15 protein-coding genes are annotated in these 14458 nt (G+C 62.6%); 12 read left to right on the top strand and 3 right to left on the bottom strand.

Translation table 11 applies throughout. The annotated features are described in order from the left end of the window. The first annotated feature begins 23 nt into the window (after positions 1–23). From ACZ5VE_RS15630 to ACZ5VE_RS15600, 7 genes are all read left to right on the top strand, one after another. Positions 24–1457, top strand: coding sequence for an aldehyde dehydrogenase family protein (locus tag ACZ5VE_RS15630; RefSeq protein WP_464456024.1), 1434 nt, complete (start codon positions 24–26; stop codon positions 1455–1457). 18 nt (positions 1458–1475) lie between these two features. Continuing rightward, entirely contained in the window at positions 1476–2366 is an 891-nt protein-coding gene (locus tag ACZ5VE_RS15625; RefSeq protein WP_464456023.1) for an NAD(P)-dependent oxidoreductase, read from the top strand. A 432-nt stretch (positions 2367–2798) separates the two neighbouring features. Next, positions 2799–3584 carry a DODA-type extradiol aromatic ring-opening family dioxygenase gene (locus ACZ5VE_RS15620; protein WP_464456022.1) on the top strand — a complete coding sequence of 262 codons (786 nt, stop codon included), beginning with the start codon at positions 2799–2801 and terminating at the stop codon, positions 3582–3584. A 20-nt stretch (positions 3585–3604) separates the two neighbouring features. Then, positions 3605–4162, top strand: coding sequence for a cytochrome b (locus ACZ5VE_RS15615; protein WP_464456021.1), 558 nt, complete (start codon positions 3605–3607; stop codon positions 4160–4162). Between the two features lie 9 nt (positions 4163–4171). After that, the gene (locus ACZ5VE_RS15610; RefSeq protein ID WP_464456020.1) at positions 4172–4738 is read left to right on the top strand and encodes a YceI family protein; all 567 of its coding nucleotides are present in this window, start codon (positions 4172–4174) and stop codon (positions 4736–4738) included. Positions 4739–4805: 67 nt separating this feature from the next. Next, positions 4806–5375, top strand: coding sequence for a YceI family protein (locus ACZ5VE_RS15605; protein ID WP_464457521.1), 570 nt, complete (start codon positions 4806–4808; stop codon positions 5373–5375). Between the two features lie 760 nt (positions 5376–6135). Next, the gene (locus ACZ5VE_RS15600) at positions 6136–6639 is read left to right on the top strand and encodes a universal stress protein (protein ID WP_464456019.1); all 504 of its coding nucleotides are present in this window, start codon (positions 6136–6138) and stop codon (positions 6637–6639) included. A 24-nt stretch (positions 6640–6663) separates the two neighbouring features. On the opposite strand, the gene ACZ5VE_RS15595 is transcribed toward ACZ5VE_RS15600, so the two are convergent. From ACZ5VE_RS15595 to ACZ5VE_RS15585, 3 genes are all read right to left on the bottom strand, one after another. Beyond that, positions 6664–7632 carry a tripartite tricarboxylate transporter substrate binding protein gene (locus tag ACZ5VE_RS15595; protein WP_464456018.1) on the bottom strand — a complete coding sequence of 323 codons (969 nt, stop codon included), beginning with the start codon at positions 7630–7632 and terminating at the stop codon, positions 6664–6666. A 39-nt stretch (positions 7633–7671) separates the two neighbouring features. Continuing rightward, positions 7672–8892: an acetylornithine deacetylase gene (argE, locus tag ACZ5VE_RS15590; RefSeq protein WP_464456017.1), complete on the bottom strand. Its 1221-nt coding sequence runs from the start codon at positions 8890–8892 to the stop codon at positions 7672–7674. A gap of 94 nt (positions 8893–8986) precedes the next feature. Continuing rightward, positions 8987–9445, bottom strand: coding sequence for a YccF domain-containing protein (locus tag ACZ5VE_RS15585; RefSeq protein ID WP_464456016.1), 459 nt, complete (start codon positions 9443–9445; stop codon positions 8987–8989). Positions 9446–9599: 154 nt separating this feature from the next. Between ACZ5VE_RS15585 and ACZ5VE_RS15580 the strand changes: the two genes are divergently transcribed. From ACZ5VE_RS15580 to otnI, 5 genes are all read left to right on the top strand, one after another. Next, positions 9600–10568: a Bug family tripartite tricarboxylate transporter substrate binding protein gene (locus tag ACZ5VE_RS15580; protein WP_464456015.1), complete on the top strand. Its 969-nt coding sequence runs from the start codon at positions 9600–9602 to the stop codon at positions 10566–10568. A 10-nt stretch (positions 10569–10578) separates the two neighbouring features. Then, positions 10579–11478, top strand: coding sequence for an L-threonate dehydrogenase (gene ltnD, locus ACZ5VE_RS15575; protein WP_464456014.1), 900 nt, complete (start codon positions 10579–10581; stop codon positions 11476–11478). Continuing rightward, the gene (otnK, locus tag ACZ5VE_RS15570) at positions 11475–12740 is read left to right on the top strand and encodes a 3-oxo-tetronate kinase (protein WP_464456013.1); all 1266 of its coding nucleotides are present in this window, start codon (positions 11475–11477) and stop codon (positions 12738–12740) included. The genes ltnD and otnK overlap by 4 nt, the downstream gene beginning before the upstream one ends. A 150-nt stretch (positions 12741–12890) precedes the next feature. Continuing rightward, a complete protein-coding gene (locus tag ACZ5VE_RS15565) occupies positions 12891–13550 on the top strand; it encodes a class II aldolase/adducin family protein (RefSeq protein WP_464456012.1) in 660 nt (219 codons plus the stop codon). Between the two features lie 57 nt (positions 13551–13607). Then, on the top strand, positions 13608–14441 hold the full coding sequence (gene otnI / locus ACZ5VE_RS15560; protein ID WP_464456011.1) for a 2-oxo-tetronate isomerase: 834 nt from the start codon (positions 13608–13610) through the stop codon (positions 14439–14441). The last annotated feature ends 17 nt before the right edge of the window (positions 14442–14458 follow it).

Raw genomic sequence — 14458 nt, 5'->3', positions numbered from 1 at the left:
GAAAAATATCGGAGATCGGCCCCATGAAACTGCACTACATCGCCAACCAGCACGTCGCCCCGGCATCGGGCCAGGACATCCCGGTCATCGACCCCTCTACCGGTGAGCAGTTCGACGCCATCGCCCGAGGCAACGCGGCCGACATCGACCGCGCCGTGCACGCCGCCCGCGACGCCTTCAAAGGCGACTGGGGCCGCCTGACCGCCACCGAGCGCGGCCGCCTGATGCAGCGCCTGTCGCAGCACATGCTGGCGCACATCGACGAGCTGGCCGCCATCGAGTCGCGTGACTGCGGCAAACCCAGCACCTTGGCGCGTGGCGACGTGACTGCTGTGGCGCGTTACTTTGAGTTCTATGCCGGTGCGGCCGACAAGCTCATGGGCGAGACCATTCCCTTCTACAACGGCCACACCGTCTTCACCCTGCGCGAGCCGTTTGGCGTGACCGGCCATGTCATTCCCTGGAACTACCCGCTGCAGATTTTTGGCCGCAGCGTGGCGGCCTCGCTGGCGGTGGGCAATGCCTGCGTGGTCAAGCCCGCAGAAGACGCCTGTCTGTCGATCTTGCGTGTGGCCGAGATGGCCGCCGAAGTCGGCTTTCCGGCCGGGGCGCTCAACATCGTCACCGGCTACGGCCACGAAGCAGGCGACCTGCTGGTGCGCCACCCCGGCGTGGACCACGTGTCCTTCACCGGCTCGCCGCGTGTGGGCCAGCTGGTGGTGCAGGCCGCGGCCGAGCACCATGCGCCCGTCACGCTGGAGCTGGGCGGCAAGTCGCCACAGATCATTTTTGGCGACGCCGACATGGACGCCATGACCACCGTGGTGACCAACGCCATCGTGCAAAACGCCGGGCAAACCTGCTCTGCTGGCAGCCGCGCCTTGGTGCACCGCCCGGTGTACGAAGCCGTGGTCGAACGCCTGGCGAGATCGTTTGCCGCCACCCGCACCGGCCCCGCCAGCATGGACCTCAACTGCGGCCCCTTGATCCGCGAATCGCAAATGCAGCGCGTGCGCAGCTTTGTGGAGCTGGCCAAGAACGATGGCCTGCCGATCGCCGCGCAAGGCCAACTGGTGCCCGAAGCGCCAAAGGGTGGCTTCTACCAAGTGCCCACACTCATCCGCGACGTGCCGATCGCACACCGCCTGGCACAAGAAGAAATCTTCGGCCCGGTGCTGACCATCTCGCCCTTTGACGACGAAGACCACGCCATCGAACTGGCCAACGGCACCGAATACGGCCTGGCCGCTGCCTTGTGGACGCAAGACGGTGGTCGCCAGCTGCGCATGGCGCGTCGCCTGCAAAGCGGCCAAGTGTTTGTCAACAACTACGGCGCGGGCGGCGGCATCGAGCTGCCGTTTGGCGGCGTCAAGGCCAGCGGCCATGGCCGCGAAAAAGGCTTTGAAGCGCTCTACAGCTTCACCACGCTCAAGACCGTCACCATCAAACACGGCTGAACGCCGTTGGAGCAGCACATGCAAAACCCCCGCATCGGCATGATCGGCCTGGGCCTGATGGGCCTGGGCATCGCCACCAACATCGTCAAAAAAGGCTTCGCGCTCACCGCCATGGACCACCCGGGCAACCAGCCCTTGGGTGACCTGATCGCCGCAGGTGCAAGCACCGCACCGACCGCCCAAGCCGTGGCCCAAGCCAGCGACATCGTCATCCTCTGCGTCAACGGCTCGGCCCAGGTTGAAGCCATTTTGGCGGGCGACACCGGCTTGCTGGCGGGCTTGCGTGCAGGCATGACGGTGATCGACTGCTCCACCAGCATCCCCGGCTCCACCCAGCAAGTGGCCGCCACGCTGGCCCAGCGTGGCGTGCGCTTCATGGACGCGGCCATGACCCGCACGCCCAACGAAGCCATGCAAGGCCGGCTGAACCTGCTGATCGGCAGCGATGCGGCGCTGCTTGAAGAAGTGCGCCCCTTGCTGTCCACCTTTGCCGAAAACATCGTGCATGCCGGTGGCGTGAGCGCAGGCCACAGCATGAAACTGCTGCACAACTTCGTCTCGCTCGGCTCGGTCACGCTGCTGGCCGAAGCGGCCGCGTGCGCACGCCGCTCGGGCATCGACGACGCGGTGTTTGTCGAAGTGCTCGAAAAAGGCGGTGGCTGGGGCGCGGCGCTGGAACGCCTCAAGCCCTACCTGCTGCGCGGCGAAACGTCCGGCCTGCGTTTTTCGATGGGCAACGCCCTCAAGGACCTGGGCTACTACGCCGACATGGCGCAGCAAACCGGCTCGCACGACGCGGCCGCGCAAGCCATGCAGGCCACGCTGGCCGCAGCCTGCCAGGCGGGCGACCCGCAGACCCTGCTGCCCGAGCTGGTGGGCCAGCTGGCCAAAGGCACGCTCAAGACCTGAAGCCGCCCCCAGAAGTCCAATGTGGGAGCGAGCCCCCGCTCGCGAATGCCAGCCTTGCCAACCCACACATTCGGCCGCAGGGGCGGCCTCCCACAAAATTCCCAACTTGGCCCACGCGCAAAGGTCCAATGTGGGAGCGAGCCCCCGCTCGCGAATGCCAGCCTCGCCAACCCACACATTCGGCCGCAGGGGCGGCCTCCCACAAAATTCCCAACTTGGCCCACGCGCAAAAGTCCAATGTGGGAGCGAGCCCCTGCTCGCGAATGCCTGTTCAAAACGGTTCTTCGCCTTAATTGTTGCAATTTAAGCAACAAAGATTTGTAGATTGGATGCTTTTTCAAATCGGTTGAAACGCCTAAAGTCCATCCATCGACAGCCCCCAACCCGTTTCGGGGCTGTCCTTTTCAACCCCCAACCTCAGGTCACACCGCCATGACTGCCCGCCGCTCCGTCCTTTTTGTGCCCCACGGCTCCCCCATGTTTGCCCTGCACCCTGGTGCGGCAGGCGCAGCCATGAGCCAGATCGCCGCAGCCCTGGACACCCCACGCGCCATCGTGGTGGTCAGCCCGCATTGGGAAACCGCGCTGCCCACCGTGGGCACGGCCACCCAACTCTCCACCATCCACGACTTCGGTGGCTTTGACCCCCGCCTGTACGAGATGCAATACCCCGCCACCGGCTGCCCCGAGGTCGCTGCCCAAGTGATGGCGGCACTGCAAACAGCAGGCCTGCCCGTTGCGCAAGACGCCCAGCGCGGTCTGGACCACGGTGCCTGGGTGCCTTTGCGCCAGATGTTCCCTGATGCCGACATCCCGGTGGTGCCGCTGTCGGTGCAAAGCCACCAAGGCCCTGAACACGCCTACCGCGTGGGCCAGGCCCTGGCCTCCTTGGCCGACCAAAACATCCTGATCATTGCCTCCGGCAACATCACCCACAACCTGCGCGACTTCATGATGGTCAGCATGCAAGGCGGGACCACCCCCACCTATGTGCAGGCCTTTGCCGACTGGATTCACACCCACATGGTCCAGCGCGATGTGCCCGGCCTGCTGGCTTACCGCCAACAAGTTACAGGCCAGCGCGCCCACCCCACCGATGAACACCTGTTGCCTTTGTTTACCGCCCTGGGCGCTGCAGGCGAAGGTGCACAGCCCGAAGCGTTTTTCCGAGGCGTCAGTGACCATGTGATCGCCATGGACGGCTACACATTCCACTGAGTCCGGACAGAAAGAAAACCATGAGCACCCCCACGACGCGGCACTACACCCGCACAGCCAAAAGCCTGCACTGGCTGATGGCCCTGATGATCTTCGGCCTGCTGGCCCTGGGCTTTTACATGAGCGACCTGCCGCTGTCACCCGAGAAATTGCAGTACTACTCGTGGCACAAATGGGCCGGTGTGAGCGTGTTAGCGCTGGTCTGGCTGCGCCTGCTCTGGCGCGCCACGCACCGCCCACCCGCCATGCCGGACCACATGCCCGCACCCATGCAATGGGCGGCCCACGGCGGTCACTTTGCGTTGTACGCCTTGATGATCGCCATCCCCTTGAGCGGCTGGCTGATGAGTTCGGCCAAGGGCGTGCAAACCGTCTGGTTTGGCGTGCTGCCCATCCCCGACCTGCTGGCCAAAGACAAGGCACTGGGCAAAAGCCTGGCCGAGCTGCACGAGGCCCTGAACATCGGCTTGCTGCTGCTGATCGCAGGCCACGCTGCGGCTGCGTTTTTCCACCACTTTTTTCACAAAGACGACACGCTGCGCCGCATGCTGCCGGGCCGTCCTACCACCCACGATTGAGGAACCGCCATGAACACCGTTTTGAAAACCCTGCTGGCCATGTCGGCCACCGCGCTGGCCTTGCAAGCCCAAGCCGCGCCCTACCAGACCATCGTACCTGCCAAGAGCAGCGTCACCTTCACGTACAAGCAAATGGGCGTGGCCATGAATGGCCGGTTCAAGAAATTTGCCGCACAAGTGAACTTCGACCCGGCCAAAGCCGAGCAGGCCAAGGCCAGCTTTGAAGTCGAGCTGGCCAGCGTGGACGCAGGCTCCAGCGAAGCCGATGACGAAGTCGTGACCAAGTCGTGGTTCAACGCCTCGGCCTTTCCCAAAGCCCAGTTTGTGGCCAAACAAATCAAGCAAACCGCGCCCAACCAATACGAAGTGCAAGGCACGCTCAGCATCAAGGGCCTGACCCGCGACGTGAAGTTCCCCATGAAGCACACCGCACAGGGCAAAGACGGCCTGCTGACCGGCAGCTTCACCCTCAAGCGCGCCGACTACACCATCGGCGAAGGCATGTGGGCCAAGTTCGACGTGGTGGCCAACGACATCCAGGTCAACTTCTCCATCACCACGGCGCTGGGCAAATAAACCCACGCCTGCCATTTTTTCAACCTCACCCTTTCTTTTTTTACCCAGGAGCTTTCCCATGACATCTTTGAAAAAACTCGCCGCCGCTTTGGCTTTCGCATCGGTGGCCGCAGGCTCGGCCTTGGCCGCACCCGTGACCTATGACGTGGACAGCACCCACACTTTCCCGCGTTTCTCGTACTCGCACTTTGGCTACTCCAACCAACTGAGCAGCTTCAGCAACACCAGCGGCAAAGTCGTGTTTGACGCCGCCGCCAAAACGGGCTCGGTCGACATCACCATCGACATGAAATCCGTCAACACCGGCTTTGCCGACTTCAACGGCCACATCCAGGGTGAAGATTTCCTGGACACCGCCAAGTTCCCCACCGCCACGTTCAAGTCCACCAAAGTGGTGTTTGAAGGCGACAAGCCCAAAGCCATCGAAGGCAACCTGACCATCAAAGGCGTGACCAAGCCCGTGACCCTGACAGTCACCAGCTTCCAGGCCATGCCCCACCCCATGATGAAAAAGCCAGCCCTGGGCGCCAACGCCTTCACCACCATCAAGCGCACCGAGTTCAACGCCGGCAAATACGCGCCTTACGTGGGTGACGAAGTGCGCATCGACATCGCCATCGAAGCCATGGCCCAGTAAGCCACATTTGTAGCGCCAGCCGCACCAGCCGCACCAGCCGCCCGGGGTGACCCGGGCGGTTTTTTTTCGCCCGCAACCCTTGATCCGGCCCTGCGAAGTCTGCACGCTGGCTTCAAACTTGCGCCCTGTAGGAGCCAGCCCTGCTGGCGATCAGGCGCGTGTGTACCACAGGCTTTTCGCTTGCAGGGCAAGCTCCTACAAAACCCACAGCTCCTACAAAATCCGCCACCGACCTGCGAAGCTGGCTTCAAATTTGCACCCTGTAGGAGCCAGCCCTGCTGGCGATCAGGCGCTTGTGGACCATAAGCTTTTCGCTTGCAGGGCAAGCTCCTACAAAACCCACAGCTCCTACAAAATCCGCCACCGACCTGCGAAACTGGTTTCAAGCTTGCACCTTGTAGGAGCCAGCCCTGCTGGCGATCAGGCGCCTGTGGACCACAGACTTTTCGCTTGCAGGGCAAGCTCCTACAAAACCCACAGCTCCTACAAAATCCGCCACCGACCTGCGAAACTGGTTTCAAGCTTGCACCTTGTAGGAGCCAGCCCTGCTGGCGATCAAACGCTTGTGGACCACAGGCTTTCGCTTGCAGGGCAAGCTCCTACAAAACCCACAGCTCCTAAAAAATCTGCAACAGGGCCTGTGCCGGGCATACACCTTCTGGCATAGGCCAATTGACAGAAAAACAGACCGAAAGATGGCTGTTGGTGGGGTGGGCTTGTCTCTAGCATCAAGGACCGATGGACACCACGGAGTCAGCCCATGAGACCAGCGGCTTACACCCGGATGCGCCTGGCCCCGCAACATGCACTGGAGATCACCATGCCCTTGTTCAAGAAAATTTTGGTGCCCATTGATGGCAGCAACACGTCCAACAAAGCGTTGGACTATGCGCTCAAGATGGCACAGGCTGACCAAGCCGAAGTACGGCTCATCTATTGCATTGACGAATTGTCTTTGCTCAGCAGCCACGAATATTCAGGCGAGATGGTCCAGCTGGCCCGAGAAAACGGCCACACGATTTTGCAAAAAGGCATGGCGCTGGCCAGTGCCGCCAAGGTCAAAGCCGACACGCGCCTGATTGACCGTATCGGGCAACGTCTGGGCGAATCGGTGGCCGATGCCGCAGGCGATTGGGGCGCTGACCTGATCGTGCTCGGCACGCATGGCCGCCGTGGCATTGGCCGGGTTCTGCTGGGCAGCGGGGCAGAGCAAGTCATGCGCATGTCGCCCGTGCCGGTGCTGATGGTGCGGGGCTTTGACTGAGCCACGCACCTTGGGGTGTCAAGCTCAGTCGAGCTTCGCGCCCGACGCCTTGACCACCTGCGCCATGCGCACATAGTCGGCGGCCAGCAGCTTGCCAAAATCGGCATTGCTCAAGTCGCGTGGCTCAATGCCTTGTTTGTCCAGGCGCTCCAAAATCACGGGGTCTTTGAGCAGCTTGCTCACAGCCGCATGAATGCGGTTGGCCTGTTCTGCAGGCACGGCGGCAGGGCCCAGCAAACCAAACCACGAATCAAACTGGTAACCGGGCAAACCGCTTTCGGCAATGGTGGGCAAGTCGGGCAGGTATTTGCTGCGCTTGGGCGATGTCACGCCCAACAAACGCACCCGGCTGTCCTTGGCAAAAGCCAGTGCGCCAATGCTGGCCGCAATCACGGCTTGCGCCCGGCCCGACAAAACTTCGTTGATCGCCTCACCCGTGGCCTTGAGCGGAATGTGCACCACATCAATGCCCGCCAAACCCGTGAAATAAGCCATGGCCAAGTGCGTGGCACTGCCCACACCGGCTGTGGCGTAGTTCATCTTGCCCGGGTTGGCCTTGGCATACCGGATGAATTCGGCTGCGTTCTTGGCGGGCACATCGGGGTGCACCATGAGCACATAGCTCGCACTGCCAATGTGCGCCAAAGGCGTGAAATCCTTTTGCGGGTCATAAGCCAGCTTGGTGTACAGCGACCCTGCAATGTTGTGGCTCGCGGCTGCGGCCACCATGACCGAGCCATCGGCCTCAGCACGGGCCACATAGCCGGTGCCCACCGTGCCCCCTGCACCCGCACGGTTTTCCACAATCACGGTCTGCCCCAAGGCCATGCCCATTTCTTGCGACAAAGCGCGAGCCAAAGTGTCTTGCACCCCGCCAGAGGCAAAAGGCACCACGATGCGCACCGTTTTGGTGGATTGCGCTTGGGCTAAGCCCACCGCAGACAACATGGCCACGCCCAAGCTGGATGCCAAAAGTTCACGCCGTTGAATCATGAGGGTTTCCTTGTGAAGGGTTCAAACTGTTAAGAACAATCAGGCCACGCACACCCGGTCGGCCAGGCGGCGCATGAAGCGCTCGCACCAAGCCAGCTGCGCCAGCGTGACCCACTCGTTGGGCTGGTGCGCCTGCGCAATGTGGCCAGGGCCGCACACGATGGTGGGCACACCCGCCTGGTGAAACAATGCAGCTTCCGTGCCAAACGACACCTTGCCCGCGCCACTGGCCGGGTCGACCTCGGCGCAGTCAAAACACAGCTGCGCGATCTCGCTGTCGGCCGCCGTGGCAAAGCCGGGCAACACCGATTTCAGTTCATGCGTGATGCCCGTGTCTGTTGCTACCGCCTGCATGGCAGGCACCAGGCTCTCGCCAAACGCCTTGGCCCGGGCAAACAGGTCTTCGGGTGAGTTCATGTGGTGGTGGCGAATCTCCCAGGTCACTTCGCACTGGCGCGGAATGATGTTGAGCGCGGTGCCACCCGCAATCACGCCGGTGTGCACCGTGGTGTGCGGCACATCGTAAATCGGGTCAAACGGGCCGTTTTGCACCAACTCGCGGTGCATGCTTTTGAGGTTGGCCACAAACTCGCAAGCGATCTCAACGGCGTTCACACCGAGCGGGGTGAGCGAAGAATGTGCCTCAAAACCGTGCACCGTGGTTTTGTACGAATGCTTGCCTTTGTGCGCAATCACCACCTGCATGCCAGTGGGCTCGCCCACGATGCAGCCCGCAGGCTTGAAACCTTGGGCCTGCATGTCGGCGATCATGCGGCGCACGCCAATGCAGCCCACCTCTTCGTCGTAACTGAAAGCCAGGTGAATCGGGCGCTTGAGTTTTCTTTTCAGCAACTCCGGCACCATCATCAAACAGGTGGCGCCAAAACTCTTCATGTCGGTCACGCCCCGGCCAAACATCTTGTCGCCGATCACGGTCACCTTGAACGGGTCGGTGTCCCAAGGCTGGCCGTCCACCGGCACCACATCGGTGTGGCCCGACAGCACCAGACCGCCCACTTTGGTTTCGCCATCGTGCGCAGGCAGCGTGGCCCACAGGTTGGCCTTTTGGCCGCTGTCGTCATAGGTGCGGCTGCAGGCAATGCCCAAGTCGTTCAGATAGGCCTCGGTCCAGTCGAGCAAAGCCAGGTTGCTGTCGCGTGAGACGGTGGCAAAAGCGATCCATTTTTCGATCAAGGGCAAGGCGGCCAGGTCGGCGGCCTGCACCGAAGACAGGGCGGCGTGTGAAAGCGGGGCGTTCATGGGGGACTCCGTCAAAAAGGGCTCCAGCTGGGGCGACCGATCTTACAGGGCCAAACTGGCGGCCGTGTCGCCTTGCCGACCCGGCGTGCAGCGCTCAATCGCGGCGCAGACGCGCCACCTCGGCCTGTGCATTGCGCGCACGCGCAGCCGCTGCCATCTCTTTGCTCACAATGGTTTTGCCCACGGGCGCCAGCGCAATGCCCGCCAGCTTGAGGTGCTGAATCCCGAAAGGGATGCCAATGATGGTGAAAAAGCAGGCCACGGCCGACACCACATGGCCAATGGCAAGCCACACGCCTGCCAACAAAAACCAGACGACGTTGCCCAGCAAACCCAAAGTGCCGGTGCCCAAGTCATCCTCTTGCGTCAACTCTTTGCGGCTGATGGCTTCGCGCCCAAACGGGAAAAACGTGAAGTTGCCAATCACCATGCAAGCCCGCCCCCACGGAATGCCCACGATCGAGACAAAAGCCAGCAATCCTGCCAACCACCACAGCAGGCCCATGAAAACGCCGCCCAAAATGAACCACAAAAAATTACCAATGGCACGCATGCTGGATCTCCCTCTTTTGTATTGAGGACAGATGCTAACGCAGAGGGCTGCCGAGCGGAATCTCTTGCATGGGCCTACACAGGACAAATCCCAATGCACGCCCGCATAAAAATTTGTATGATGACCTGATCAATTTACCCACCGAGAGAGACACATGCAACGCAGAAACTGGATCGTGGCCGCCTTGACCATGGCCATGCCCTTTCTCTCATCATCCGCTTTGGCACAAGCCTGGCCCGTACGCCCCATCAAGCTGGTGGTGCCGTTTCCGCCTGGTGGCCTGATCGACAACATGGCCCGCTTGGTGGCACCCAAGCTGGCGCAAGAGCTGGGGCAGTCCATCGTGGTGGACAACAAACCCGGTGCCGGCGGCAACTTGGGTGCGGCAGAAGCAGCCCGTGCTGCGGCCGATGGCTACACCTTGCTCATGGCCTCACCGCCGCTGACAATCAGCCCGGCGCTGTACAGCAAACTGCCCTACAAACCCGAGCAAATCGCCCCCATCGCCCTGCTGGGCCGTGTGCCCAATGTGCTGATGGTCAACCCGGCTTCGGGCATTCAAACGCTGACCGAATTGACGGCTTTGGCCAAGTCCAAGCCCGGACAGCTCAATTACGCGTCGAACGGACAGGGCACCTCGCTGCACTTGAGTGCCGAGCTCTACAAAAGCCAATCGGGCGCATTCGTCACGCACATCCCTTACCGTGGGGCCGCAGCGGGCCTGACGGGTCTGATGGCGGGGGAAGTGAACATGATGTTTGACAACCTGCCTTCGGCGCTGGGCTTGATCCAAAGCGGCAAGCTCAAGGCCTTGGCCGTGACCACGCCCCAACGCAGCAGTGCCCTGCCCAACGTGCCCACCATGGAAGAAGCCGGCATGAAGGGCTACCAAGTATTCGCTTGGTTTGGCGTAGCAGCGCCTGCTGGCTTGCCTGCCCCGGTGCAGCAAAAGCTGGAACAAGCGCTGGAACGCGTGGCCAGTCAGCCCGAGGTCAAAGCGGCCATGCTCAAGGCAGGCGCAGAGCCAGCCTGGGCCAACGCGCAAGGCCTAGGCAGCTTCATGCAGGCCGACATGGCGCAATGGAAAAAAGTCGCAGCGTTCGCCAAAATTTCACTGGATTGAGGAAGCCAACATGACAACAGTCGGATTGATCGGTTTGGGGGCCATGGGCTCGGGCATGGCCACATCGCTGCGCCGCGCCGGGCACAGCGTGCAGGTGTTTGATGTGCGCCGCGAAGTCGCTGCGGCCTTTGCCGCTGACGGCGGTGTGGCGCACGACACGCTGGCCTCGCTCGGCGCAGCGTGCGATGTGATCGTGTCAGTGGTGGTCAATGCCGCGCAAACCGAGAGCGTGCTGTTTGGCGACGGCACCACCCCCGGTTGCGCCGCCAGCATGAAGCCGGGCAGCGTGTTCGTGATGTGCTCCACCGTGGACCCCAATTGGTCGGTCGCGCTCGAAGCCCGGCTGGAGGCCATGGGTCTGCGTTACGTGGACGCACCCATCTCGGGCGGCGCGGCCAAGGCGGCCAGTGGTCAGATGACCATGATGACGGCAGGCAAGCCCGAGGCTTATGCATTGGCCGAGCCTTTTTTAAACGCCATGGCCGCCAAGGTCTACAAGCTGGGCGACAGCGCGGGCGCGGGCAGCAAGGTCAAGATCATCAACCAATTGCTGGCGGGCGTGCACATTGCTGCTGCGGCCGAAGCCATGGCCCTGGGCCTGCGCGAAGGTGTGGACGCAGCGGCTTTGTACGAGGTGATCACGAACAGCGCAGGCAACAGCTGGATGTTTGAAAACCGCATGGCCCATGTGCTGGCGGCGGACTACACGCCGCTATCGGCCGTGGACATTTTTGTGAAGGATCTGGGCATCGTGCTCGACATGGCGCGTGCCAGCAAGTTCCCGCTGCCGCTGTCGAGCACCGCGCACCAGATGTTCATGCAGGCCAGCACCGCGGGATTTGCCAAGGAAGACGACAGCGCGGTGATCAAGATCTTTCCGGGCATTGAACTGCCGAAAGGCAAGGCATGAAAATCAAACTCGGTTGTATCGCCGATGACTTCACCGGTGCCACGGACCTGGCCAACAACCTGGTGCGCTCAGGCATGCGGGTGGTGCAGACGATTGGCGTGCCCACTTCGTCACTGGCCGCCGAGGTAGACGCGGTGGTGGTGGCGCTCAAGTCGCGCACCATTCCAGCCGCTGAGGCCATCGCCCAATCGCTCGACGCCTTGAAGTGGTTGCAGGCGCAAGGGGCGCAGCAAATTTATTTCAAATACTGCTCGACCTTTGACAGCACGCCCGAGGGCAACATCGGCCCGGTGACCGAGGCGCTGATGGAAGCGTTGAAGACGGACTTCACCATCGCCACGCCCGCCTTTCCGGACAACGGGCGCACCGTGTTCAAGGGCTACCTGTTTGCGGGCCATGTGTTGCTCAACGAGTCGGGCATGCAAAACCACCCGCTCACGCCCATGACCGACGCAAATTTGGTGCGTGTGATGCAGGCGCAAACCCAACGCAAGGTGGGCTTGATCGACTACAAAACGGTGGCGCAGGGCGAAACGGCGGTTCGCGAGCGCATCGCCGCGCTGCGCGCCGAAGGCGTGGGCGTGGCCGTGGTGGACGCGACCAGCAACGACGACCTGCATCGGCTCGGGCCTGCTTTGAAAGACATGCCACTGGTCACCGCAGGCTCGGGCGTGGCGATTGGCCTGCCCGCCAACTTTGGCCTCAAGCCTTCGCTGCAGGCCAGCCAACTGCAGCCTGCCAAGGGTCTGCAAGCCGTGGTCTCGGGCAGCTGCTCGGTGGCCACCAACGCGCAGGTGGCGCACTTCAAAGCCACTGGTCGGCCCGCTCGGGCCATTGACCCCGCCAGCTTGATGAATGGCCAAAGTGACGCCGTGGTGCAGCAGGTGCTGGCATGGGCCGCGCCGCTGCTCCAAGACGGCCCGGTGCTGGTGTACTCCACCGCCGAACCCGAGGCCGTCAAAGCCGTGCAGGCGCAGCTGGGTGTGGCCGAGGCGGGTGCTTTGGTCGAACACGCGCTGGCCGCTGTGGCCCAGGGCCTGGTGGGCCTGGGCGTGCAGCAGCTGGTGGTGGCGGGTGGCGAAACCTCGGGCGCGTGCGTGCAGGCGATGAGCATTGCGCAGCTGCAGATCGGCCCGCAGATCGACCCAGGTGTGCCGTGGTGCCATGCGCCCACCCCAAACGGCGGCGTGCACATCACGCTCAAGTCGGGCAACTTCGGGACCGAAGACTTTTTCACAAAAGCCTTTGCGACCTTGCAATGAGCCATCTCCCTGTGGGAGCGAGCCCCCGCTCGCGAATGTGGGCCGTGCGCCACTGCAGGCATTCGGCCTCAGGGGCGACCTCCCACGAAAACCAGCTTTGCAAGCACACGCTCGCTCCTACAATCGAAGCACCTCAGTTGGAGACCGCGCATGAATGAATCCCAAGCCCGCGAAGAGATCTGCCGCGTGGGCCGCAGCCTGTTTGAGCGCGGCTATGTGCACGCCACAGCGGGCAACATCAGCGTGCGCCTCGACGATGGATTCCTCATCACGCCCACCGACGCGTGTCTGGGTTTTCTGGACCCGGCGCGGCTGGCCAAGCTGGACCTGCAAGGCCAGCAAGTGAGTGGCGACAAAGGCAGCAAGACCATCGCCTTGCACCGCCAGATTTACACCGCCGCCTGCGAGACCGACGCCGACACGCGCTGCGTGATCCACACCCACAGCACGCACTGTGTGGCGCTGAGCCTGAACGCCCACGGGCCTGAGTTGCTGCCGCCGATCACGCCTTACTTTGTGATGAAAGTCGGCCATGTGCCGCTGGTGCGCTACCACCGCCCGGGCAGCCCCGATGCCGCGCACGAAGTGGCTGCCTTGATCCGCAGCCACGCCGCCCAAGGCACGCCGATCCGTGCCGTGATGCTGCCGCGCCTAGGCCCCAATGTGTGGCACGACACGCCCGCAGCGGCCATGGCCACGCTCGAAGAACTTGAAGAAACCGCACGGCTCATGCTGCTGCAACCGCACACCCCACCGCTGCGCGCCACCGACCTGGACGAACTGCGCCAGACCTTTGGTGCCCGTTGGTGACCCTGTAGGCGCAGCGCCCTCGCCGCGATTGAATCCATTGCACAACGAAAGAACACGATGCCCCGCTTTGCCGCCAACCTGTCGATGATGTACCCCGACCTGCCGTTTCTGGACCGCTTTGAAGCGGCAGCCCAAGACGGCTTCCAAGCGGTGGAATATTTGTTTCCCTATGCGTTTGCCAAAGCAGACATCACGGCACGCCTGAAACACAACGGCCTGCAGCAGGTGCTGTTCAACACCCCGGCCGGTGGCACCGATGTGGCGGGCTTCAACGTGGCTTGGGCCGATGGGCACCGGGGCACGGCCAGTGTGCTGGGGCGCGAGGCCGAGTTCCGTGCGGGCTTTGTGCACGCGCTGGAATGGGCCGATGCCCTGCAGTGCCCACGCGTGCACGCCATGGTGGGTTTGCGTGCTGAAGGTGCAAGCGCTGAAGCCGCCGATGCCACGCTGATTGGCAACCTGCAATGGGCGGCTCTTGAGGCCGCCAAGGCCGGGCGCGACGTGCTGGTCGAGCCGATCAACACGCGCAGCGTGCCGGGCTTTCACCTCAACCGGCAAGACCACGCGCACCGCATTGTGCAAGCGGTGGGTGCGGCCAACGTGAAGGTGCAGATGGACCTGTTCCATTGCCAGATCGTCGAAGGCGACCTGAGCGCCAAGATTGCCCAATACCTGCCCACGGGCCGCGTGGGGCATTTTCAGATCGCCGATGTGCCCGCCCGCAACGAGCCTGGCACGGGCGAGGTGAACTGGCAGCACATCTTCCAGACCATTGACCGCGTGAGCGCCGAGTGCGGCTGGGACGGCTGGGTGGGCTGCGAATACAACCCGGCCGATGCCTCGGCTGGCGGCACATCGCGGGGCTTGGGCTGGTTTCAAGCCTGGCGCTGAAACACACTCACCCCAAG

This window comes from Limnohabitans sp. INBF003 (assembly GCF_055396645.1).
This window is presented reverse-complemented; position numbering and strand designations above follow the sequence as displayed.

Bases quoted from the DNA above. Each gene is read 5' to 3' on its own strand.
- otnI (WP_464456011.1), top strand. From the start codon at position 13,608: ATGCCCCGCTTTGCCGCCAACCTGTCGATGATGTACCCCGACCTGCCG.
- ACZ5VE_RS15620 (WP_464456022.1), top strand. From the start codon at position 2,799: ATGACTGCCCGCCGCTCCGTCCTTTTTGTGCCCCACGGCTCCCCCATG.
- ACZ5VE_RS15600 (WP_464456019.1), top strand. From the start codon at position 6,136: ATGAGACCAGCGGCTTACACCCGGATGCGCCTGGCCCCGCAACATGCA.
- ACZ5VE_RS15630 (WP_464456024.1), top strand. From the start codon at position 24: ATGAAACTGCACTACATCGCCAACCAGCACGTCGCCCCGGCATCGGGC.
- ACZ5VE_RS15580 (WP_464456015.1), top strand. From the start codon at position 9,600: ATGCAACGCAGAAACTGGATCGTGGCCGCCTTGACCATGGCCATGCCC.
- ACZ5VE_RS15565 (WP_464456012.1), top strand. From the start codon at position 12,891: ATGAATGAATCCCAAGCCCGCGAAGAGATCTGCCGCGTGGGCCGCAGC.
- argE (WP_464456017.1), bottom strand. From the start codon at position 8,892: ATGAACGCCCCGCTTTCACACGCCGCCCTGTCTTCGGTGCAGGCCGCC.
- otnK (WP_464456013.1), top strand. From the start codon at position 11,475: ATGAAAATCAAACTCGGTTGTATCGCCGATGACTTCACCGGTGCCACG.
- ACZ5VE_RS15595 (WP_464456018.1), bottom strand. From the start codon at position 7,632: ATGATTCAACGGCGTGAACTTTTGGCATCCAGCTTGGGCGTGGCCATG.
- ACZ5VE_RS15610 (WP_464456020.1), top strand. From the start codon at position 4,172: ATGAACACCGTTTTGAAAACCCTGCTGGCCATGTCGGCCACCGCGCTG.
- ACZ5VE_RS15625 (WP_464456023.1), top strand. From the start codon at position 1,476: ATGCAAAACCCCCGCATCGGCATGATCGGCCTGGGCCTGATGGGCCTG.
- ACZ5VE_RS15615 (WP_464456021.1), top strand. From the start codon at position 3,605: ATGAGCACCCCCACGACGCGGCACTACACCCGCACAGCCAAAAGCCTG.
- ltnD (WP_464456014.1), top strand. From the start codon at position 10,579: ATGACAACAGTCGGATTGATCGGTTTGGGGGCCATGGGCTCGGGCATG.
- ACZ5VE_RS15585 (WP_464456016.1), bottom strand. From the start codon at position 9,445: ATGCGTGCCATTGGTAATTTTTTGTGGTTCATTTTGGGCGGCGTTTTC.